This window comes from Paenibacillus sp. 1-8, from assembly GCF_056316205.1.
In genome coordinates this window covers 2,254,355-2,276,665 of record NZ_CM149995.1, presented here as the reverse complement: position 1 = coordinate 2,276,665, position 22,311 = coordinate 2,254,355, and the positions used below count along the sequence as shown (strand labels likewise).

The 22,311-nt window shown below is 47.1% G+C and carries 18 protein-coding genes and 1 pseudogene; 4 read left to right on the top strand and 15 right to left on the bottom strand.

From position 1 onward, the window contains the following. Positions 1–91: 91 nt before the first annotated feature. The 4 genes and pseudogenes from AC0WRU_RS10665 to AC0WRU_RS10650 form a co-directional block, all read right to left on the bottom strand. Positions 92–979 (bottom strand): LysR family transcriptional regulator, encoded by an 888-nt coding sequence (locus AC0WRU_RS10665; protein WP_476128248.1) that lies wholly within the window; start codon positions 977–979, stop codon positions 92–94. Positions 980–1,064: 85 nt separating this feature from the next. Continuing rightward, positions 1,065–1,322 (bottom strand): annotated as a pseudogene (locus AC0WRU_RS10660) (NADPH-dependent FMN reductase family protein); the annotation flags it as partial. Positions 1,323–1,336: 14 nt separating this feature from the next. After that, complete coding sequence (locus AC0WRU_RS10655; protein ID WP_476128247.1) at positions 1,337–2,677, bottom strand: LLM class flavin-dependent oxidoreductase; 1,341 nt, start codon at positions 2,675–2,677, stop codon at positions 1,337–1,339. A 163-nt stretch (positions 2,678–2,840) separates the two neighbouring features. Next, on the bottom strand, positions 2,841–3,110 hold the full coding sequence (locus AC0WRU_RS10650) for a glutaredoxin family protein (RefSeq protein WP_044645553.1): 270 nt from the start codon (positions 3,108–3,110) through the stop codon (positions 2,841–2,843). 249 nt (positions 3,111–3,359) lie between these two features. Between AC0WRU_RS10650 and AC0WRU_RS10645 the strand changes: the two genes are divergently transcribed. Then, on the top strand, positions 3,360–4,229 hold the full coding sequence (locus AC0WRU_RS10645; protein WP_476128246.1) for a DUF421 domain-containing protein: 870 nt from the start codon (positions 3,360–3,362) through the stop codon (positions 4,227–4,229). Between the two features lie 98 nt (positions 4,230–4,327). Here AC0WRU_RS10645 and AC0WRU_RS10640 read toward each other — a convergent pair whose 3' ends face one another. Next, complete coding sequence (locus AC0WRU_RS10640; RefSeq protein ID WP_025685554.1) at positions 4,328–4,657, bottom strand: antibiotic biosynthesis monooxygenase family protein; 330 nt, start codon at positions 4,655–4,657, stop codon at positions 4,328–4,330. Positions 4,658–4,785: 128 nt separating this feature from the next. Here AC0WRU_RS10640 and AC0WRU_RS10635 point away from each other — a divergent pair, with 128 nt between their 5' ends. Next, the gene (locus tag AC0WRU_RS10635) at positions 4,786–5,655 is read left to right on the top strand and encodes a LysR family transcriptional regulator (RefSeq protein WP_476128245.1); all 870 of its coding nucleotides are present in this window, start codon (positions 4,786–4,788) and stop codon (positions 5,653–5,655) included. Positions 5,656–5,695: 40 nt separating this feature from the next. On the opposite strand, the gene AC0WRU_RS10630 is transcribed toward AC0WRU_RS10635, so the two are convergent. Beyond that, complete coding sequence (locus tag AC0WRU_RS10630) at positions 5,696–6,907, bottom strand: GTP-binding protein (protein ID WP_476128244.1); 1,212 nt, start codon at positions 6,905–6,907, stop codon at positions 5,696–5,698. 193 nt (positions 6,908–7,100) lie between these two features. On the opposite strand from AC0WRU_RS10630, the gene AC0WRU_RS10625 reads away from it, so the two are divergent. Beyond that, positions 7,101–8,081, top strand: a complete 981-nt coding sequence (locus AC0WRU_RS10625; protein WP_476128243.1) for a DMT family transporter — start codon at positions 7,101–7,103, stop codon at positions 8,079–8,081. A 206-nt stretch (positions 8,082–8,287) separates the two neighbouring features. On the opposite strand, the gene AC0WRU_RS10620 is transcribed toward AC0WRU_RS10625, so the two are convergent. From AC0WRU_RS10620 to AC0WRU_RS10595, 6 genes are all read right to left on the bottom strand, one after another. Continuing rightward, positions 8,288–9,262, bottom strand: a complete 975-nt coding sequence (locus AC0WRU_RS10620) for an aldo/keto reductase (protein WP_476128242.1) — start codon at positions 9,260–9,262, stop codon at positions 8,288–8,290. A 400-nt stretch (positions 9,263–9,662) separates the two neighbouring features. Further along, positions 9,663–12,338, bottom strand: coding sequence for a YhgE/Pip domain-containing protein (locus tag AC0WRU_RS10615; RefSeq protein ID WP_476128615.1), 2,676 nt, complete (start codon positions 12,336–12,338; stop codon positions 9,663–9,665). A 199-nt stretch (positions 12,339–12,537) separates the two neighbouring features. Then, positions 12,538–13,089, bottom strand: a complete 552-nt coding sequence (locus tag AC0WRU_RS10610) for a DUF2062 domain-containing protein (protein WP_476128241.1) — start codon at positions 13,087–13,089, stop codon at positions 12,538–12,540. 191 nt (positions 13,090–13,280) lie between these two features. Next, positions 13,281–15,734: a glycogen/starch/alpha-glucan phosphorylase gene (locus AC0WRU_RS10605; RefSeq protein WP_476128240.1), complete on the bottom strand. Its 2,454-nt coding sequence runs from the start codon at positions 15,732–15,734 to the stop codon at positions 13,281–13,283. Positions 15,735–15,780: 46 nt separating this feature from the next. Further along, positions 15,781–16,884 (bottom strand): glucose-1-phosphate adenylyltransferase subunit GlgD, encoded by a 1,104-nt coding sequence (gene glgD / locus AC0WRU_RS10600; RefSeq protein ID WP_476128239.1) that lies wholly within the window; start codon positions 16,882–16,884, stop codon positions 15,781–15,783. A 23-nt stretch (positions 16,885–16,907) separates the two neighbouring features. Next, positions 16,908–18,053, bottom strand: coding sequence for a glucose-1-phosphate adenylyltransferase (locus tag AC0WRU_RS10595; RefSeq protein WP_025685563.1), 1,146 nt, complete (start codon positions 18,051–18,053; stop codon positions 16,908–16,910). Positions 18,054–18,308: 255 nt separating this feature from the next. Here AC0WRU_RS10595 and AC0WRU_RS10590 point away from each other — a divergent pair, with 255 nt between their 5' ends. Continuing rightward, complete coding sequence (locus tag AC0WRU_RS10590) at positions 18,309–18,446, top strand: hypothetical protein (protein ID WP_162833924.1); 138 nt, start codon at positions 18,309–18,311, stop codon at positions 18,444–18,446. Between the two features lie 116 nt (positions 18,447–18,562). Here the strand turns inward: AC0WRU_RS10590 and AC0WRU_RS10585 are convergent, their stop codons facing one another. The 3 genes from AC0WRU_RS10585 to AC0WRU_RS10575 all read right to left on the bottom strand — a co-directional run bounded on the left by AC0WRU_RS10585 (position 18,563) and on the right by AC0WRU_RS10575 (position 22,300). Continuing rightward, positions 18,563–19,375, bottom strand: a complete 813-nt coding sequence (locus tag AC0WRU_RS10585; protein WP_476128238.1) for a DUF3891 family protein — start codon at positions 19,373–19,375, stop codon at positions 18,563–18,565. 131 nt (positions 19,376–19,506) lie between these two features. Then, positions 19,507–20,334: a response regulator transcription factor gene (locus tag AC0WRU_RS10580; protein WP_476128237.1), complete on the bottom strand. Its 828-nt coding sequence runs from the start codon at positions 20,332–20,334 to the stop codon at positions 19,507–19,509. After that, entirely contained in the window at positions 20,306–22,300 is a 1,995-nt protein-coding gene (locus tag AC0WRU_RS10575) for a sensor histidine kinase (protein WP_476128236.1), read from the bottom strand. Before AC0WRU_RS10575 ends, AC0WRU_RS10580 begins: the two co-directional genes overlap by 29 nt. Positions 22,301–22,311: the final 11 nt, after the last annotated feature.

Here is a 22,311-nt window from a genome sequence, read left to right as displayed (position 1 = left end):
GGTTTTAAGATGTGACTAATTTAACACCTGCGCTCACTTACGTCAATCTACCAGGCAAGAGAACATTTCATCCATTTGCAAAAAAAACGGTTTACAAAACAGCACCCCGGAAGCCTTCTGTCAGTGCATCTGCAAAATCTGAGCTTACCGTGCAGTTTTCTTTAGTCGCCACAATGCTGATCTGCATGGACACCCCGGCTACCTCTGGTACATGAATGCGGAACAGCTTCTTATCCTTCACCTCACGGTTCACACAGACATCCGGTAAAAAGGCGATGCCCGCTTCTTCCAGCACCAGCTTTTTGGCTGTAACCACATTATCTACCTGAAAGGCAATATCCGGTGGCTGCTCCAGCGATTCAAAAGACCGATGAATCCTCATCCAGTCCAATGACCCGCATTCAAAAAATACCAGCGTTTCATGCTGAATATCCTGTATGCTGGCCTTTCCTGTCTTCATAAACGGATGGCCGTCATATACATACAGGGAAATCGGATCTTCATAAAAAGCAAGCGTACGAATGGCCGGATGCATCACTTTACGGACAAAACTAATATCCACCTCACGGTTCAACAGCTTATGTACCAGTTGATCCGTCGTAGCCGTCACAATTTTGTAGTTAATCTCCGGATAACGGGCGCGGAGTTGCCTTAAGATCTCAGGAATAATATAGTTCGACACCGATATCGTGCAGCCAATCCGAACTTGCTGAGGGGCTTTTTTACGCTGTTGAAGCTTTTGCTTGCCCTGTTGTAGCACTTGCAGCATTTGCTCTGCATAAGGAAGAAACTTTCGTCCATCCTCCGTCAAAATGGTTTGCTTGCTTTTGCGGTCGAACAGCTTGCATTCCAGCTCGCGCTCCAGCGTCTGAATCCGAGCTGTGACAGAGGGCTGTGACAAGAACAACGCTTCTGCCGCCTTGTTAAAACTGCCATAATGATTCACGTATACAAAAGCTTCCATATTCTCGATATTCATACACAAGTCCCCCAGTGAGTTTTAAATACATTTATCCAATAAGTTAACTTGGTTTTTTGTATCATAAAACTCACTGAACGCCCTGTCAATGTAAAAATTGAAAATATTTATACTTCAATAGCTCCGTCAGCTCTTTAACAGAGCGATCCAGCCGTGAAACCAGTTCCTCTGACAGCCCATATGCTTCATCCGGCAACCGTTCAACCCACTGATCTACCGCATACACGCCGCCAAGAATATGTCTTCCTCCCAGCGCGTTAAGAACTGGCTTCAAAGCATAATCAATGACCAGCAGGTGAGCCAGCGTGCCACCAATAAATAAAGGAAGTACAGGTTTCCTCTCAACCCCTCCTTCTGTTACGCGTCTACCTTCACTTTGGATTTAGCTGCTGTGTAGCGGTTCTCAGGAATAGGTACACCCAGGTTTTCACGCAATGTGCTGAATTCATAATCCTGACGGTAAATACCGCGCTCCTGCAAAATAGGCACAACCAGATTTACGAAATCATGCAGACCAGACGGTACATCAGAACCGATAATGAATCCATCTGCTCCTTTTCTTTCAAACCACTCCTGCACCCGATCTGCCACCTGCTCAGCTGTACCGATAAACGCAGTTCTAGGTGTTGCCGAACGTAATGCCACCTCGCGCAACGTCAGTTTTTGCTCTTTGGCTGTCCGTTTGATTTTATCGGTGCCGCTACGAAAAGAATTGCTGCCGATACCATCAAGCTCAGGGAATGGCTCATCCAGCGGATATTGTGAGAAATCATGATGATCGAAGAAACGGCCCAAAAATTTTAACGCAGTCTCAATGGTCACCAAATTGGTGATCTCCTCATACTTACGCTCTGCTTCTTCCGTCGTGCTACCGATAATCGGTGAAATTCCCGGTAAGATGACAATATCCTCTTCGGATCTGCCATAGCGTACCGCCCGTTCCTTCACATCACGGTAAAACTGCTGCGCTTCCTCCAGCGTTTCGTGTCCCGTAAATACAGCATCCGCTTCCTTAGCGGCTAGATTTTTGCCATCTTCCGAGGAACCTGCCTGGAAAATAACCGGCTGTCCCTGCTTGGATCTTCCAATGTTCAATGGACCCTGCACAGAAAAAAACTCGCCTTTATGGTTCAGGGTATGCAGCTTTTCAGGGTCAAAGAACACGCCGGATTCCTTATCACGAACAAATGCATCCTCTTCCCACGAATCCCACAGTCCTTTGGTTACCTGCAAATATTCTTCCGCGATTTTGTAACGCTGTGGATGCGATGGATGCTCGCCCTTGTTAAAGTTAAGAGCAGAGCCTTCCAGCGGGGAAGTCACCACATTCCAGCCTGCACGACCTCCGCTAATATGGTCAATAGAAGAAAACTGACGTGCTACCGTAAACGGTTCGCTGTAGGAAGTCGACAGCGTGCCAACCAGCCCGATATGCTTCGTCACCCCGGCCAAAGCGGACAAAATCGTAATCGGCTCAAAACGGTTCAGAAAGTGGGGAATGGATTTTTCGTTAATGAACAGACCGTCTGCGATAAAAACAAGGTCAAACTTGCCTTCCTCCGCCTTTTGCGCCTGTGTCTTATAAAATTCAAAATTAACACTCGCGTCCGCAGGCACTTCAGGGTGACGCCAAGTCGTCATGCTTCCTCCAACACCGTGAATAATGGCACCAAATTTGATTTGTCTGTCTTTCGCCATGAATTGTTCCACCTCTCTTGAAAATTATTGTTATCCTAGGGCTAATCATTTGTTTTCAAGGCAACTACGCTGCTACTTCTTTGTAGGGAGTTTACGCTTGTAAGGGCAGTTTGCACTGCTTATTTTGTATAGGCAGCGTAGCTACTGACCTTTTCCCGTTGGCTTATACCGCCTGACTGTAACTTTCCAGCACTTTACCCAGCTCTTCCAGATCCGGGTTGAGCAGTGCCTCATATTTGTTATCCCCGCCTACCTCAACAACAGGGACAAAGCGAACACCATATTTTGTCTCCAGCACGTCACGCAGGGCATCATTTCCGTCTACCTGAATATTTTCATAAGGCTGATTTTGGGATTCCAGATATGATTTAATCTCTCCACAAAAATGACAGCCTGTTTTACTCCACAAGACAACTTTGGGTTTGGATGACATATACATACCTCCGTGAACTTAATGTTTATAATTCCGATGAACTAAATAAGAATTATATTTATAATGTATCCTGCCCACCCTTTTCCGTCAATCGCCTGCGTAATAGACATTGATAATGCAACGATAGAAAATTTTAATACGATTTAAACGGTTATCTAAAATTGGATGACCCAGCGTTTAAACAAACCTTGGTGCGGACATGCTTGGAATATCAGCGCACTTGCGGCGGAATGAAATGAGGTTGAGCATATGCAGGAATGGGCCGAGGTTGCTTTACGCACGCTAATGGCTATCGCTATATTATTTTTAATTACCAAAATTCTCGGGAAACGTCAGGTATCTCAGCTTTCCTTGTTCGAATATATAACCGGAATTACGATCGGTAACCTGGCTGCTTCCATTCCCCTGGAACGAGAATCCGCTTGGTATTTGGGCTCTGTATCCATGGCAGTATGGGTCCTGACAACGTTTTTCATTGAATTGTTGCAAATTAAAAGTAAGAAGGCCAGAGATTTTATCGACGGAAAGACGACCACTTTGGTCAAAGACGGAAAAATTTTAGAGGATAATCTGAAAAAGGAACGACTTACACTGGATGAACTCATGGAGCAGTTGCGGAGCAAAAATGTATTCAAGGTTGCTGACGTGGAATTTGCCCTTATGGAGACCAGCGGTGAGGTCAACGTGCTGCTGGCCAAAGACAAGCAGGCTGTGACGCTTAAGGATCTCAATATGCTGCAGCTACCGGAGAAAGAACCCACAGCCATTATTATGGATGGACAACTCATGGAGCAGGAAATGGCGTACATGGGAATTACTCAACAATGGCTGGATGCAAAGCTGAAAGAAAAAAGCCTGACGGTCAAAGACGTATTTTTCGCGCAGGTGGACCCGCAAGGGGAGTTATACATTGACCAGTACAGCGATAATGTACAGATGTCCAAGGTACAGGACTCTAATCAAGCCGTGCTGACGCTGTTGGAACAATGCACGACGGAATTGCAAAAGCTGGCGGCAGACTCCAGTGAACAGCAAAGAAAACAACTGTATGAGCAATGCTCCCAAAGTCTGAAGGAAGCCATACAGGATATGAAGCCGATCAACTCTGCCAATTCCTGAGCACCTCATATTTTAAGATCTGAAACATCCAAAAGGGAGCATTTTCAAAGCCAAAAATGGCTATGAAGGTGCTCCCTTAAACTTATAACTACCTTACTTTACATTTCAAAAAAATAATCCCGTTCTACCTTACATACTCTAAGACCGTAGCTTTTATACCATTCTGCTTTTCCTTTTTCCTGTGCGACTTGGTGCGTTTCATGATGCTTCCAACTCCTGATAGCGTCTAAGGACTCCCAATATGAGACGGTGATGCCTACTCCTTGTGAGTCACGAACACTTTCCACGCCTAAAAAACCAGGTTGTTTAGCAGCTAATTCCAACATTTTGTCACCCATTTTTTCGTACCCACGATCTCCTTCGTTACGTTCAGAAGTAAAAATGGCCGCATAATAAGGCGGCTGTGGAGTTTTAGCAATTGAGTCCATGTGTACCTCCCAAGAACAAAATAAGTAATCTTTCTTTAATTTGATTATAATCATAATTATTAAATAAAAAAATGAATTTATATGATACGATACATGAATATATTTCATAGAAGTAGGAGTGAGCCAAGTTGTTTAAATATAAGGTTTTTCTTAGCGTAGTTGAAATGGGAAGTTTCACAAAGGCAGGGGAAGTTCTAAATCTTACACAATCAGCAATCAGCCATGCCATTTCTGCTTTAGAACATGAACTAGGGTTAACACTCCTGATCAGGGGTCGTTCAGGCATCAAATTAACCAACAACGGAGAAAGATTAATGAAGCACTTCAGAGAGATTATACAAATGGACGAAAAGCTCTATCAAGAGGTAGCTTTAATTAAAGGATTGGAAATCGGAACCGTAAAAATAGGTACATTCTCAAGTGTATCTATTCATTGGCTGCCGCGTATTATAAAAAAATTCAACGAGCAGTTTCCTCTCATTGAGATGAAACTGCTCGATGGGAACTACCATGAAATTGAGAGTTGGTTAGTCAGCGGCGAGGCTGATTTTGGCTTCGTAAACCTACCCACGTTAGACACATTAGAGGCGCTACCACTAAAAGAAGAAAGGATGCTTTGCCTGCTTCCTTCTAATCATATTCTTGGGGAGCAAGCCGCTATTCGTGTGGATCAGCTCATAGATGAGCCTTTCATTATGCCTGTTGCAGGCTGTGACACCGATGTGCGAAATATTTTTTCACAGTTTAATATTTCACCGAGAATCAAATATGAATTAGAAGATGATCATGCCATTATGGCCATGGTACAGAACGGCTTAGGTGTGAGTATTCTTCCTGAAATGATTTTATCTCACATTCCTTATGACATCTCTATTCGACCTTTGGAAGGAAAACATTCCCGCACTATTGGTATCGCTACCGCTTCTTTAAAGAATGTTTCTCCAGCCGCCAAAAAATGCATGGACTTCATTGCTGAATGGATCACTAGGTCCATATGACAATACACTACATCCTATTTCTGTAAATTAGATACACCTTTTAATTTATAGACGAGGATTCATCCGTTGTCGGCCATGGTAACGGATTTTCAAAGCCGGACCAGTCCATGTCCATTTCGCTATCGTTTAGCAGACATTCATCCAGCTCTTCTTCCAGCTCCGGTCGATTCATTCCGATACCGATCATGACGATTTCGCTCATGCGGTCGCCCCACTGCTCATCCCAGTTATCTAATGCCTCAGGATCAGCCGCGACGATCTCCTGACGTTCTTCCTCGGACAACGCCGCCAGCCAGCTTCCAGCAGGGCCAAATTGAATGGAGGGGCCTGCCTGGCTGATACTGGCCGCCCAATCCTGAGGGGTCGCAATCCAGGCCAAGCCTTTGGTACGAACGACTTCCTCCGGCCAGTAGCTCATAAATTCAGCCAATCTCGCAGGATGGAACGGTCTTCTGCGGCGATATACAAAGGAATTGATGCCATATTCGTCCGTTTCCGGTGTATGGTTCTCCAGCTCCAGCTCACGAATCCATCCGGCGGATTGGCTGGCCTTGTCAAAGTTAAACAATCCCGTGTTTAAAATGTCTGAAGGAGCGACCTGTCCCTTGGAGGTACGAATGATTCTGGCCTCAGGCTGCAATCTGCGCAAAACGCCCTCAAGTTTGTCCAGCTCCGCAGGCTGAACCAAATCGCATTTATTCAGAATCAGTACATCACAGGTTTCAATCTGGTCAATCAGCAAGTCCGAAATATCACGCGTGTCGTCTTCTCCCGTAGCCTGCCTGCGATCCAGCAGCGTTTCTCCCGATTCAAAATCATGCCAGAAACGGTTCGCATCGACCACGGTCACCATACAATCGAGCTTTGCCAGGGAAGCCAAATCAATGCCTGTCCCTTCATCGGCGTACGTAAAGGTTTGAGCGATAGGTACAGGTTCACTGATCCCTGTGGATTCGATTAAAATATAATCAAACTCGCCTTGTTCCGCCAGCTTCTTGACTTCCAGCAGCAGGTCTTCGCGCAATGTGCAGCAAATACAGCCGTTGGACAGCTCGACCAGCTTTTCTTCTGTTCTGGACAAGCCCCCCTCTTTTTTGACCAGCTCGGCATCAATGTTCACTTCGCTCATGTCATTGACGATCACGGCCACTTTCATTCCGTCCCGATTGTTTAACACATGATTCAAAATCGTTGTTTTCCCTGCACCCAAATATCCGCTCAGCACCGTTACCGGTATTACTTTCTTATTCATTGGTGGTACGCTCCCTTTAATATAAGCTCATTATCTTCACGTCATTTAAATAGTAATCATTACTATTATCATTAGCATTCAGTAATATACAGTATCCCTTTCGCCTTGTCAACTACGAAGAAACCCTTGTAATGAATCATAAAAAGTTATTAATATATGGTAATAACGATACTTAAAGAATAAGGTGAATGTTTTGCGATCAATCTGGCTCGGAATATTGGCGGCTTTCTTTTTTGCTTTTACATTTGTTCTCAATCGGTCAATGGAGTTATTAGGCGGAAGCTGGATATGGAGTGCTTCTTTGCGCTATCTGTTTATGCTCCCCGTTTTATTCGTCATCGTTTTGACCCAGCGCAAGCTTAAACCTCTTTGGAACGTCATGAGAGAACGACCGGGGATCTGGGTTTTATGGAGCTTCGTCGGGTTTGGACTGTTTTATGCTCCATTGTGTTTCGCATCGGCTTATTCACCAGGCTGGCTGATCGCGGGAACATGGCAAATTACCATTATTTCCGGTTCATTGCTTGTTCCGTTATTTTCTGAAATTGTGCAAACGGAAAATGGCCCTTTAAAAGTACGAGGAAAAATCCCCATTCAGGGACTTATGATGTCTTTGGTTATTTTACTTGGGATTATTCTCATGCAATTCGAACAGTCGCAATCCATTTCCACCCAGGATTTTGTATTCGGCATTCTGCCTGTCGTACTCGCTTCATTTGCCTATCCACTAGGTAATCGTAAAATGATGGAAGTTTGTGCAGGGCGATTGGATGCCTATCAACGTGTTCTCGGGATGACATTAGCCAGTTTGCCGTTCTGGTTATTCCTTTCGTTATACGGGGTTTTTAGCGTGGGAATGCCGAGTCAGGAGCAGACGCTGCAATCCGCTTTGGTGGCCGTGTTTTCAGGAGTGATTGCTACAGTCCTGTTTTTTAAAGCAACAGATCAGGTTCGGGGAAATATGCAAAAGTTAGCAACGGTGGAAGCAACACAATCTCTGGAAGTGCTTTTCGCATTAATGGGAGAACTGATCTTTCTATCCATACAGATTCCCTCTCTTTTATCATGGATAGGTATGTTCATCGTTATTCTTGGCATGGTTCTGCACAGTTATATTACACATGATAAGAAAATCATCCCTCGGATAATGCCCAAAAAGACAGATCACGTTTAGCGCAGGATTATTCTAGTCATGATCGCTTATTTTTCAGGTTCTGACAGGGCAATCTAGTAAAAAAGCAGCAGACTCAGGAGGCTACTCCTGCTCTGCTGCTTTTTTGCGATTCGCTTCTTGTCACCTTGGCACTCACCGTCAATGCTCACTTCGCTTCCACGAATGATGCCTAAATAGGAATGATGCTTGAATAGAAAGGGTTCAACTTACCAAGCGTAGGCTTCCGGCGCAGGTTTGCCGGGACCAGGGAAAATTTCGTTCAGCTTGGCAAGCACATCCTCGCTCAATTTGACCTCAGGCACCCGGAGAGCATCCTCCAGTTGTTCCAATGTCCGTGGACCGATAATCGGAGCCGTTACGGCCGGATGGGACAATACCCAAGCCAGCGCAATCACGTCTTCCTTTTCGCCCAGCTCGCGAGACAACGCTGCAAATTGCTCCAGCTTCGCACGATTCTGTTCAATCTTTTCCTTGGAACGTGCGCTGCGTGAGCCGGTGCCTGCCAATGCATTACGTCCCAGCAGCCCGCCAGCCAGCGGGCTCCATGGAATAACGCCGAGTCCCAGCTCCTGAGCCGCAGGTAATACCTCTAGCTCAGCGGAACGTTCGTTCAGATTATACAAATGCTGCTCGGATACAAGCCCCAAAAAACGACGTGCCTTCGCTTCGGCCTGCGCCACAGCAATATGCCAGCCCGCAAAGTTACTGGAACCGATATAATCGACTTGTCCCCGATCCACAACTGACTCGAATACGCCCCACAGCTCATCCCATGACACGTTTCGATCAACATGATGCATCTGATACAGCTCGATATGATCGGTCTGCAAGCGTTTCAGAGAAGCATCCAAATGACGGCGAATTTTGTAAGCTGACAAGCCTGATCCTGCGTTCGGACCGTCGTTCTCATTTTTCATATCCCCGTATACCTTCGTTGCAAGCACGACCTTCTCGCGTCTTCCGCCACCCTGCTGGAACCAGCGTCCAATAATTTCTTCCGTCCACCCTTTACGGGCCTGTCCGTACACATTGGCTGTATCAAAGAAGTTAATGCCCGCATCCAGCGCGGCATCCATAATTTTAAACGCTTCCTTTTCTTCGGTTTCCGGTCCAAAATTCATCGTCCCCAGACACAACCGACTAACCTGCAAGCCTGACTTTCCCAAATATGAATATTCCATACTGCCTCCCGCCTTTGCCTAAGAATTTTAAAATTTCATAAAAATCCCCTGCCAAAAAAGACCATACCCACTTTATTCACCAGAAAACACCACCTTGAAACACCCTAAAATAGAAATGTATTATTTAGCGCAAACAAAAAAGCCTCACACCCTGCCGAAGCTGTCAGCGCGAGGCCCCTCCCTTATACTACCCGCCGTATGTTAAAAAGAAAGTGACTTTACGGTGGTAGCCCCAGCGGAGCGGAGGGTTTGAATCTGTAGAAGCGGAGCGTTCGCCTTTGCCCCTGAATTTTAACCTTATCATGTCTTATACAATCCAAAAAATTCAGGGGCAACAGCGATCGTAAGATCAAATCCTTCGCGGAGCCGCCCCCACACTGTAACTCTCTCTTTTTAACAATCAAGGAATCAATTTCGTCTCTTTCGCACGCTCAGCCATCTTCTTCGTATGCTTGCTGAGCGGCTTCTTAAGCACTAATCCAAACAGGAAGCAAAACCCGATAAATACAAACAGCATTACCACATCCCGCGTCACCGTCGAAGGCAGCATTCCTCCCACCGTTTCCCGTAGCAGACTAACCGCATAGGTGAACGGTACAAACGGATTCAGCGCTTGAAAAAACGGCGTGCTTGTAGCAATCGGGAACGTGCCACCTGAACTGGAGAACTGGAGCACCAGCAAGATAACCGCCAGCCCCTTACCAATATTGCCAAACACCGAAACCAGTGTATAGGTCATGGCCGTGAACACGAGACTAATCAGCATGGAGGACAGTACAAATGCCACCTTGGCATCCACATACGCACCGAGCAGGAACAAGTCACCCAGTGACACACTAAGCGCCTGAAATATACCAATGGTGGAGAAGGTCATAAGTCGCCCGAAATACACTTGGTAGCTTTTATATTTACCTTCCGGGTCCTCCACATCTACCCTGAACATCGACACCAGCAGCATCGCACCTACCCAAACCGATAATGTGGTATAAAAAGGCGACATCGCAGAACCGTAGTTCGGAATCGGATAAATCCGCTCCTGTTTCAACGACACCGGACTGCCGAGAAAATCGCTCTCCTTTTTCACATCGCCCTTGAGCAGCGCAATGGCCCGTCCGAGGGCATTTTCACCTTTTAGCTTGCGAATCGTGTCCGCAGCCTGACGTATGGAATCCTCAGCCGCAGGAAGATCCGTCCTCACAAAGTTGGCTACCTGGTGCACCGCGTGTTCTGCCTCAGGAAACTTGTTCTCAATCAGGTCAGCCATTTTGACAAACTGCTGCTCCGCCTTCGGCAAATCGTTACGCACAAAGTCCGCCGCCTGATGAATTTTACTTTTAACCCCAGGCAAATCGTTATTCACGAAGTCCGCTGCCTTGTTTACAGCATTCGTAAATTCACCCATGCGTCCCTGAATCGTCGTAGCTGCTTCATGCAGCTTTTGCCGATATTGTGGCAGGTCCTGCTGAAGTCGAGTCAGTTCTTCCTGACCGAATTGTGCGGCAGCCTGAGCATCATTTAGTATTTTTTCAATATTCGGTAGCTGCTCTTGGGCCGTATTCAGCACATTCGCAGAATTGCGGGCAACGGTCTTGATTTGATCCAGCGCCTTTTGAATGGCTGGTGCATATTCCGTATCATAGTTGCCCAAAATGCTGTCGATCCCGCTGCTGATTTCTCCAGCAAGGCGGTCAGCGTCATCCAGCAGATTTTGTGCAGGCTTCTCGCCGCGCTGAATGGCATCTCCGATGCTGGTAACCGTGCTATTCAAGCGACGGAATCGATCCTCTACCCCACTCACACGGGAAATAAGCGAATCCAGCGGCTGACTCGGCAAATATCCGTTAACACGGGTCAACAACTGAGAAATACGATCCAGCACTCCCACAGCAGTGGTCAGTCTTCCGCTAACCCGATTCACCGCAGCCTGTGCTGCTTTAGGATCAAAATCAACACCGCGGATGATTCCTGTGATCTCCGAAACTCCATTCGCCATTTGCTGTACCAACTGTAAATCCTCTTTGACCACCGTGCCGATTGAATCCAGCGCACCATCATTTTTATCCAGAAAATCAAGCAATCCGGTTGTAAAATCCTTGCCAGTATTCGCAATTTTTTGTACTTCAGGCAACGATTTTTGTGCGGCATTAATGACCTTGAGCGCCGTTTGTGTATCCTCCAGGGCCGTAGCCAATGCGCTTTCTACCTTACCGAAATTTTGATCCAGCTCCACGATCCGATCCCCGGCCTTTTGAATGTCTGGCAGCTTTTTTTGTATATCTAAAATAACCGCCGCCACCTTGTCCAGCTCGGGCAAGTTTTTTTCAATTTTCAGCACCAGATCGCCAGCACGGTTAATTTCAGGAATTTTCTCCTTTAATGCAATGATCTTTTGTCCCTGTGCCTTAATTTTCGGCAAATTCTGTTCCAGTTCGATAGCCTGCTTTCCTAATCTGTCGATATCCGGCAATCGGTTGTTAAGCTCCAGCACCCGGTTCTCAATATTGCGAATGGTCGGCAATTCCTCCTCCAGCTTCACCCCGGCTTCCTTCAATTTGGTCAGCACAGCCTTACTGGCGGTTTCAATAAAGTTTTGACTAATCTGATTCGTCAGAGCGGTTGCTCCAGAAGAAGTAATTTTGGGAGCAACCGCATTGATTTTTTCATTGACGGCGTAATCAATCTCCGGCTTTTGCGAATTTTCCGTGAGCACGCTCGTAATTTTTTTGGAGAAATCCTTTGGAATGAGCAGGCTTGCGTAATAATCTCCGTTCAGCACACCTTTTCGCGCTTCCGCTTCATTGACGAAGGTCCAGCCCAGTTTCTTGTTATTTTGAAGATTATGCAAAACCTCGTCACCGATATTAATCTTCTTCCCGTTCACCTCAGTGCCCTGATCCTGACTCGTTACTGCAATTTTAATACCAGATGTATTCGCATAAGGGTCCCACATTGCTTTCAAATTTACCCATGCATAGACGGAAGGCAAAAGAATAATACCAATGACCAATAAAGTCCCGGTTGATACTTTGAATACATTTTTCCAGTCTGTTAAGTAGATTTGCCATATATTCCGCAACTTCACCACTCCTTGTATGTACATTAACCTGTCGTCCAGTGTTGTATGCACACGTATTGTAAACGATTCGAGCGAATGAAGCCAAATTAACCCTTTACTATCGTAAAAATAACGAATAAGTTCCTCAACGATTTTAGGCAAACCAAAAAGAAGCCCCTCAGGCCTAATTCATAGGCTAAGGAGCTTCTTATTCACTTCGTTATCCATTCTTCAGCAGTCTGGCCCCTGAAAAGGCTGCGCCGTGACGCAGTTTCCGCTTTTCCAGCCGTTTGTGCAGCGAACGGTTGTACAGAAATTGAATGACAAAATACGAAATAATCCCTAGCACCACGCCAAAAATCGACATGCCAATCAAAATATGCAATCCTCCATGTAGCAGGTCTCTGAATACAGACCAGTTTCCATGAAACAGCTCCATAAAGGAATGCTCGTGAAGCCGACCTCCCCGGACATGGACCGGGTAATGGGACGGATAAACCCAAGCTCCCAGTTGCTTGGCGAATGGCATCAGTACAATTGGCAAAAAGGTCAGCTTACCTACAACGTTGCCCACAATTGCCGCTGGCAGCGAACCGCCGGACAGACGAACAATCGGATAAAAGACAAGGTATACCAGAGAAGCCGTGGAAATCACAATCATCTCCAGCGCAAAGCCAATGGCGAAGCCCAAAGAGATCTTTTTTACGCCACCAGGGGCACGCAACAGCTTGATGAAATTCAGCCGAATCGCACGCCATATATTATGAAACATATTATATTTCTTCTTCGATTTATGAGGTTTGAGCCTGTTCGGATTGAGCTTTATCAATAGGAGGACTCCTTCAACAGTACAATTCAAGTTCAGGAATGAGTATATACAGCTCCCCATCCTTACTTATGTCTATACTGTCATTATAACCCTCAGCGTTCGAAAAGCAATGCCATTCCGCCTGTTTCGCCGTTTTAGGACAAGATTCGCTTGTTGACTTCGTTTTGGAGAGGTATAATGTCCCAAATATCCGCCGCGTACTGCTGAATTGTGCAATCACTGGAAAATTTACCGGCATGCGCCATGTTTACAATGGCACGCTGCGTCCACTCGGACGGATTCCGGTACACCTGCTCGATCTGCACCTGAGTATCTACATATGCGGCAAAGTCCTTGAGCACAAAGTATTCATCATTATGATCAATCAGGGATTGATAAATAGCCTCAAACTCCCGTTCATGCCGCGTAAAAGGAGCGTCGTTCACCAGTTGATCCAGCACTTCACGCAGTCTTTCGTCACTGTTGGCTGTTTTGCGTGCTGAATATTGTCCGTCCCGGTAATACGCCTCGATTTGATCCACCTTCAGTCCGAAAATGAACATATTGGCGTCGCCCACCATTTCATGCATTTCTACATTGGCTCCGTCCAACGTACCCAGGGTGAGCGCACCGTTCATCATAAATTTCATGTTCCCGGTGCCTGAGGCTTCCTTACCTGCTGTGGAGATCTGCTCGCTGACATCCGCCGCAGGAATAATCAGCTCGGCCAGTGAAACCGAATAATTTTCCAGAAAAACGACTTTCAGCTTGTCCCTGACATCCACATCCCGATTGATCGTGTCCGCCACGTTGTTAATGAGCTTAATCGTCTGCTTGGCAAGATAATAGCCGGGAGCAGCTTTAGCTCCAAAAATAAACGTGCGCGGCACCACATCCAGGGAAGGATTATGTTTGAGCTGATTGTAAACATGCATCACATGCAAAATATTAAGTAGTTGTCGCTTGTATCCATGCAGTCGTTTGACCTGTACATCAAAAATCGAGGACGTATCCAGTCGCACGCCCTGTTTAGCAAAAACATGCTCGGCGAGCCTGACTTTATTATTTCGCTTAATCGCCTGTATCCGTTCCTTGAACGACTCGTCCCCGCTGTAACGAAGCAGGTCGATCAGCTCGCGTGGGCGGGTTCTCCAGCGTGTGCCTATCGTTTCATCATACAAGCTTGCCAGCTCGGGATTCGCGTGCATGAGCCAGCGGCGATGGGCAATCCCGTTCGTTTTATTGTTAAAACGGCCGGGATACAGCTCGTGAAACGGCTTCATTTCCCGCTCCTTCAAAATTTGCGTGTGCAGCGCAGCCACCCCGTTGACGCTGTAGCTGCCGACAATCGCCAGATGGGCCATGCGAATTTGCTCACCGTAAATAATCGCCATTTCACCAATTTTGATGTCCTGTCCCGGATAACGCTCCAGCAGCATTGCACAATAACGCTTGTTAATCTCTTCAATGATAAGAGAAACTCGCGGAAGCAGCTCCCGCACCATATTGACAGGCCATTGCTCCAGCGCCTCGCTCAATATCGTATGATTCGTATACGAAACCGTCCGCGTCGTAATATCCCACGCTTCATCCCAGCCCAAGCCCTTCACGTCCATCAAAATACGCATAAGCTCCGGTATTACGAGCGTCGGATGTGTATCGTTAATATGGAGCGCTATTTTGTCAGGCAACTGGCTGTAGGGCAACCGAAGCTTCTCAAACGTCCGCAAAATACTTTGCAAGCCGGCCGAGCAGAGGAAATACTGCTGCTTCAAGCGAAGCAGCTTGCCCTCATAATTCGAATCGTCCGGGTACAGAAACGCCGAAATGGATTCCACCGAGCGATTGTAGTCAAGAAAGCGGTAGTAACCGCCTTCGCCTCGAATCGGCCCTCGGACAGGATCAAGCGCCGATTCCGCACTCCAGATCCGCAGCGTATTCACCTGCGTATGTCCGTAGCCCACAAGTGGAATATCGTACGGAACTGCCCAGACCGTTTCGGCATCCTGCGTCTCGAATACAAGACGACCGTCCTCCTCCCGAGTTTCCACACGTCCCCAGAACTGAACCTCGACCTTCTTGTCGGGGCGGCGCTCCTCCCAGACGTTCCCTTTTTGCAGCCAGTAATCCGGCAGCTCCACCTGGTTTCCGTCCACAATACGCTGCTCGAACAGACCGTACTTGTAACGGATGCCGCAGCCATGTCCTGCATAGCCAAGGGATGCCAGCGAATCCATGAAACAAGCCGCCAGACGGCCGAGACCGCCATTGCCCAGCCCCGCGTCTGCCTCCTGTTCTTCAATCTCTTCCAGATCCCAGCCCAGCTCTCCCAGTGCCTGCCGGACCATATCCAGCACGCCCAAATTCAGCAAATTGCTGCCCAGCAGACGACCTATCAAAAATTCCAGTGAAAAGTAATAGACCTGCTTCTCTTGTCCTTCTTTATAGGCTTGGTTCGTTTCCGCCCAATTTTTGCCGACTTGTTCGCGGATCATACCGCCCAAAACCTTATATATGTCTTCCGCCTGAGCTTCCTGCATCGGCTTGCCCAGCCTTCCGACCAGTTGCTCTCGAAAAGCCTGCTTAAATGCTTCCTTATTGCTGAACAAAGGTGTGACCTCCTGTTATTTCCGTTTTAAATGCTCAATTATATTTTTAAATCACGCTATTTTTGGCAATGACATAGGGTACTCTGGCGTCTCCAATCAGGGTACGATCCGGTGAAAGCTGCACATCCTTATCCAAAATCACATTCTCCACCACTGCGCCTTTACGGATCACACATTTCTGCATAATGATCGAGTTACTTACCCGTGCGCTCTCCTCCACCCGTACCCCGCGAAAAAGGATGCTGTTCTCCACCTTCCCCCCAATCGTGCAGCCGTTGGCGATAAGCGAATGATCCACCTCGGCAGTGTCCGTATAACGGGTTGGGGCTTCATATTTGATTTTCGTATGCACCGGCTGATTCTGGAACAGCGCTTGATACTGCTGCTGATCCAGCAGCTTCATGCTGTTTTTATAGTAACTCTCAATAGAATTAATCACGGCATGATAGCCTTCATAGGGGTATGCATAAATGCGCAGACCACTAGGGTTTTTCTGAATGGCATCCCGGAAAAAATGGTTATCCTGATGAGCAATGCAATGCTTCACCTGATCAAGATACAGGCTTTTATCCATGACGAAAATTTCCAGATAAATATTATGATGATCCTGCTCCTGATGAATGCCCGTCACCCGTCCGTCCTCATCAATCTCCAGTCGAACACAAGGAGCGTGCTCAGATTCGAGCTGATCTATTGCTTTGTACACAAGGGTGACGTCCGCGTTCTTCTCCCGATGGAAACGGTATACATCCTCAATATCAACCTTGTTGACATGCTGGGTTCCGGCGTGAACAATGGTCTGACCCGATGAACGATGAAAAAAGTCCAGATTGTTGTGTACATGCTGCAAATCTCCAAGGGATGCATCCGTCGGATCATTCCAGTCCGGTGGTAAAATGAACAATCCGCCCCGTCTGCGGTCCAGATCCCAAGGCCGCCCTTCACCCAGATGATCCAGAAGCGAACGGTATTTGCGACGGATGAACAGTGCGATATCATGCACCCCTGCATGCATCATGTTAGATAAGGTAAAATCAATGAGCCGATATCGACTGGCAAAGGGTACTGCGGCCCCGCACCGGAAATAGGTCAACTCCTTCAACTGATCCAGTTCGTGATCCAGGTTGATGACTCCAATGAGTCGGCTCATAGCGGACACCGTCCTTATCCGGGTTATATTCGTGCATGAAGCTGGCTTTCCTGATCGAACAAAACAATTTCATCCGAACTGCCCTCAGATCCGATGACCGCGTTGTCTTCAATAATTATGTTTTCGCTCACAATGGCCCGGTGAATACGAACATTGCGACCAATTTTGACGTTTGGCATAATGACAGAATCGGTAATAACACTCCCTTCCCCTACCTCAACTCCGTAAAATAGCACGGAATGCCTGACCTCTCCGTCCACCACGCAGCCTTCATTCACGATGCTGTTTTTCAGAATCGCCCGTTGGGTTATATACTGGGCCGGTTGATTGGGGCTACGGGTATAGATGCGCCAGAAAGGGTCGTTCAGATCCAGAGGCGGGTCTTGAGCCAGCAGATCCATGTTGGACTCCCACAAGCTCTGAATGGTGCCTACATCCTTCCAGTACCCGGCAAACGGGTACGCATACAGCGACCGCCCATGCTGGAGCAGCAACGGAATGATATCCTTGCCAAAATCATGCGAGGATTCAGAATCACTCGCGCTCTCCAGCAGATATCGGCGCAGCACCTCCCATTTGAACAAATAAATGCCCATGGAGGCCAGCGTGCTTTTTGGCTGTTCCGGCTTTTCCTCAAAGTCGTATATTTTCAGATCATCATCGGCGTTCAGAATCCCGAATCTTTTGGCTTCCTGAATCGTGACGTCGATGACGGAAATGGTGCAATCTGCTCCCTTTTCCTTGTGATAGTCGAGCATGCGACTGTAATCCATTTTATAAATGTGATCGCCTGACAAAATGAGTACATGCTCCGGGTCATATTGATCCAAAAAATGCAGGTTCCGATAGATAGCATCCGCCGTACCCCGATACCAGTTGTTTCCATTCTCCTTTTCGTGGGGAGGCAAAACGAAAACTCCTCCGTCCAGGCGGTCCAAATCCCAGTCACTGCCGACACCGATATAGGAATGAAGCACCAGCGGTTCATATTGGGTCAGCACGCCCACGGTATCAATACCGGAATGAGTGCAATTGCTGAGGGGAAAATCAATGATGCGGTAGGTTCCTCCAAAAAATACAGCCGGTTTGGCAAGTGTACGGGTCAGTCCTTTGAGTCTTTTGCCTTGTCCGCCAGCGAGCAGCATGGCAACTACTTCCTTCTTTCTCATAACAAAGACCTCCCTGTCATGTGCATCTGAAGCAATTGCGGCAGGATACTTGATAATATCCATTAAACGTGAAAAGACAGTCGTAATCGTTTTATTGCTGAAGGAACGGGTAAGATGTGATGGAAAGGGTAAATCATAGTTATGCGGAACGAGTGCAAGGAATCACTAAATCGTAAAATCCCGTTCATCTTTTCACATTTTGGATGCTTTTAAAGCATTTGTGTATGACAACATGATCATAAGGAGGCGTTATTCATGAAGAATAAAAAATGGGTGGTAGCAGTATTAGGAATGGGTGTTACGTATCTGATGAAAAATAAAGGGGCACGCGATAAGATACTGAATAAGGTACAGACTATTGTCAACCGTGCAAAAACATCTGCAAAATCGTAAAATGTTAAAGCAAGAAAAAAGCGAGCCTCTCTGAATCATTGTTCAGGGAGGCTCTGCTCTGACTTTTCTCTGCATCCACGAACAATATATCTGTTCGAGGCTGTATCAGTAGACGGTCAGGCATTCTCCTTGTGTTCTTCTATTTCCATGATATGTTCAATGGTAAAGGTTCGATGCTTCCATTCGGAGGAACGGTAGGCCTCTAGGAGACCAAAGGTACGAATTTTCTCTTTGTCCACCTTCTTAAAGGTATGAGTAATCCCTACCTTGCCCTTGAAAGGAAAAAAGGAAATTCCTACAGTCTGATCCGATAACCACTCTGCCCGAACTCGCCCGCTTTCATGACGAACAGTCGGGAAGCTCAAACCTTCAGCAAACCATTCATAATCTGCTGTAGGCGTACCCGGCTCTCGACTGCACAGAAACAGACTCAATTCGTCGCAAAACAACATTCTCCGTACATCCGTCCGCACTTGATGTTCGAAAGTTACGCCACATGCCAGCTCCTGTTTGAGCCTCTGCCGACGCTGTTCCTCTGCCTCCTGATAAACATGCGTAATCTGCTTGTCCTGAGCGTTTTGATGCTCGGTCCGTCCGACTAGCTCCTTGTACATCAAGCTGCACAGCAACGCCGCATACGTATTTCCTTGTTCGACTTCATCAATCCCAAGATGATAGAAAACAAAACGTGGACTGAGCGGAAAATCAATAAACGTATAAGGTGCAGACACATGATCATTCCAGAAAGGAGCAGCGTCTAACTGTATCCAACCCCGATCATGCTCCCTTGCTGCATATACAAAATCCTGCTTATGACGTCTATTCTTGAAGGCGCTCTCTTCCCATTGTGAAGCCAACTCACCTGAAATATGGGCATGGTCATGCTGCGTCGTCATGATATAAGCTTGGTCCGTTTCATAAATAACCATATGCTCTCCCCTTCCGTTCGGCGATTCGTGTGATTGTGTACAAACTCTCTGATCGAAGGCCATGGTTAAGCTTACGTTTATTATATCAGGATAAGGGTAAAAAGGCAGTGAAGTTTTCTGCCTCCTTATGTCTAATTACCCCTTTGATTCTTCACTCGAAACTGCTGCGGGGTCATCCCCTCCAGCTCACGAAACACCTTGTTAAAATGCTTTGCATTGTCAAAGCCCACGTTAGCAGCAATTTCATAAATCTTGCCTCCTTGACACCCCAGCAGTTTCTTGGCCTCTGCAATGCGCAATTTTTTTACATATTGAACAAAGCTCATGCCTGTATAGGCTTTGAACGCCTGACTAAAATACGTGTAATTCAACGATACCGAATTGGATACTACCGCCATATTCAAATCCTCGCTGTAATGAGCATGGATGTATTGGATAGCTCGCGTCATACTACCTCTTCTATCGGCGATGACACTAATACTATCCATGCTTCCGGTCCGTCTTTCCTTCTCCACTTCGACAATATTATCGTTTATGATAGGGTTCCTGTGTTCCAGTTTGTCCTGACCTGCGTGCTGCTCCAATTCCTCGTTCAAGGTTACCAGCGCACCGAACAGCTCCTCCCTGACAATCGGCTTGAGCAAATACTCCCGTGCTCCGCAGCGAATCGCTTCTCTTGTATACTGGAACTCGTCATATCCACTGAGAATGATCACCATAGGCCTGCGTCCCGGCTCCAGCTCGCGGATATGCTTCATCAGCATAATGCCATCCATGACAGGCATACGGATATCCGTAATGACCAGCTCAGGTGAATACTGCTGTACATGCTGCCAAGCCTCTCTTCCGTCCTTGACTAGTGCACATTCATATAGGCCGGAAAATTCCCGTTCAATCATGGACTGAAGGCCCATTCGAATGTTCTTTTCGTCATCCGCAATCAATAGTCTGGTCGCCATTGTCCATCCCTCTCATCATGTGACGTCTGGGCAAAATCAGGGTCACTGTCGTCGATTGTCCGAGGATGCTGTCCAGTCGGATGCCGTACCCTATGCCATAATGCATACTCAGGCGACGATGCACATTGCGCAAACCGATCCCTCCATTCATTCCCGGCTCACGTGAATCCATATCTTTTTGTGCCAGACCTGCCATAATGTCTTGTCTTCTCTCTTCGAGTATCCCTGCTCCATTATCCCGAATGCGCAGCTCAAATCGTTCCTGCATCATGCAGGCTTCTATGGTAATGCTGAATGTCCGTTCAGGCTGTTCCCATTCATCCATTTCATTGTGCAATGCACTCCAGCCGTGCTTGATGGCATTTTCCACCACAGGCTGTAGCGACATTTTCAGCACCTCCTGCTCCATATACGCTGGCGGCAGATGAACCTCCAGACCAATTTGGTTGTCATGGCGAATGTTCATAATAGCCACATAATGCTGAATATGGCGGATTTCGTCCCGCAGCGCAACGTATGGCCCGGACCATTGAAGGTTGTAACGCATCATCGAGCCAAGAGAGGTCAAGGCATCCGATAACGGATACTGACGCTCCAGCTCTGCCATCATTTTTAAATTTTCCAGCGTATTATAAAGAAAATGGGAATCAATTTGATGCTTGAGTGCTTGCAATTCGGCCTCCTGAGCAGCGGCCTGCTTGTGTACTGCCTCGGCAATAAGCCCGTTAATCTGACTCAGCAGACTGCGGAAATACAGGGCCAGCTCCGCCACCTCTCCACGTCCATACACGGGAATCCGAAGCTGAAAGTCTCCGTCCTGCTGCACCTTCTGCATGGATTCCCGCAGTGTATGAAGCTGTTTGAGGATAAAAGCGTGCAAGGTGTAGGAAATAAGTGACATCAACAAAATCAGTACACAAATAATAAGCAGCATAGCATTGCGCTTCTGACGGAGATCACCCAGCGAACCGTCCAGCGCTACCACGTTTAGCAGATAAGCGTCCAGCCCTTCTATAGAACGGTACAGACCGAGATAAGGCTTATTTTCATAAGTAAAATCAAAAGCACCACCCGGTCCCTGAACGCGGGACTGAAACAGATGGCGCAAATCGGACTCAGGTATGGGAATCGCATCGAATGGAGAGGAGGCTGTTGCTATATCGTTAAAAGACATGGGCTTGCCGCTGTTCCATGGGCTGGAATCGCTGCCGCCCCATATGAGCATTTGTGACGATGCACGGTCATCTTGCGGAGTATCAAATACTCTGGGCGAAAATAACTCCAGCCTCATGTTCGTTTCCACCAAGCCCGTATGTCTTTCTCCAGCATGAATTTCACGCAGCAAAGCCATATACTGCACCGTTTCGCCTTCCTGTCGTGCTTGCCCTCGAAGCAAGCTTTTTGGTCCCTGATACATTTCCCACCAGATTTTCCCTTGCTGATGTTGAGCCATTTTCAGCCAGGAAGCCACAGGCAATCGTGACTCGTTGAAAATCATCGGCCATATTTCGCGTACGTGTGGATTGCTCGTATACAGCCGAATATTCGCCACATTGGGATTGCTGTACAGCAAATGCTGCAAATTCGGAAACACGTTCATGTTGAACTGCACCAGCTCATCGCTGCTCATTTCACGTTCCTCAGTCAAATAACGGAGTACGTTGCGATCTGAAATCGCAAGCTGTGCGGTTCGCTCCATAATTTCCATATTGCTGTGAATATGGGCCAGCTCTGTATCCAGCACATACTGATTTTGGGCGGTAATCTCTTGCATGGTGTTCTCGTATAGCTGGTGAAAGGTATATAGCGAGAATAATACAACCGGGATTAATATAACGGCGATATATGCGACAATGAGCTTGACTTGAAGGGAGCAGCCACCAAGCCGATCCGCCGTATCCGTCAGCCACCGCCATACTTCGCGGAGCAGCGGTCTTTTTATTCGTGAACGTCTACGGCTTGGCATGAAATCACATC

Coding starts and splice junctions, on each gene's coding strand:
- AC0WRU_RS10595 (WP_025685563.1), bottom strand. CDS start 18,053: ATGAGAAAGAAGGAAGTAGTTGCCATGCTGCTCGCTGGCGGACAAGGC.
- glgD (WP_476128239.1), bottom strand. CDS start 16,884: ATGAGCCGACTCATTGGAGTCATCAACCTGGATCACGAACTGGATCAG.
- AC0WRU_RS10610 (WP_476128241.1), bottom strand. CDS start 13,089: ATGTTTCATAATATATGGCGTGCGATTCGGCTGAATTTCATCAAGCTG.
- AC0WRU_RS10580 (WP_476128237.1), bottom strand. CDS start 20,334: ATGGCGACCAGACTATTGATTGCGGATGACGAAAAGAACATTCGAATG.
- AC0WRU_RS10585 (WP_476128238.1), bottom strand. CDS start 19,375: ATGGTTATTTATGAAACGGACCAAGCTTATATCATGACGACGCAGCAT.
- AC0WRU_RS10630 (WP_476128244.1), bottom strand. CDS start 6,907: ATGAATAAGAAAGTAATACCGGTAACGGTGCTGAGCGGATATTTGGGT.
- AC0WRU_RS10590 (WP_162833924.1), top strand. CDS start 18,309: ATGAAGAATAAAAAATGGGTGGTAGCAGTATTAGGAATGGGTGTTACG.
- AC0WRU_RS10645 (WP_476128246.1), top strand. CDS start 3,360: ATGCAGGAATGGGCCGAGGTTGCTTTACGCACGCTAATGGCTATCGCT.
- AC0WRU_RS10575 (WP_476128236.1), bottom strand. CDS start 22,300: ATGCCAAGCCGTAGACGTTCACGAATAAAAAGACCGCTGCTCCGCGAA.
- AC0WRU_RS10640 (WP_025685554.1), bottom strand. CDS start 4,657: ATGGACTCAATTGCTAAAACTCCACAGCCGCCTTATTATGCGGCCATT.
- AC0WRU_RS10665 (WP_476128248.1), bottom strand. CDS start 979: ATGAATATCGAGAATATGGAAGCTTTTGTATACGTGAATCATTATGGC.
- AC0WRU_RS10650 (WP_044645553.1), bottom strand. CDS start 3,110: ATGTCATCCAAACCCAAAGTTGTCTTGTGGAGTAAAACAGGCTGTCAT.
- AC0WRU_RS10620 (WP_476128242.1), bottom strand. CDS start 9,262: ATGGAATATTCATATTTGGGAAAGTCAGGCTTGCAGGTTAGTCGGTTG.
- AC0WRU_RS10655 (WP_476128247.1), bottom strand. CDS start 2,677: ATGGCGAAAGACAGACAAATCAAATTTGGTGCCATTATTCACGGTGTT.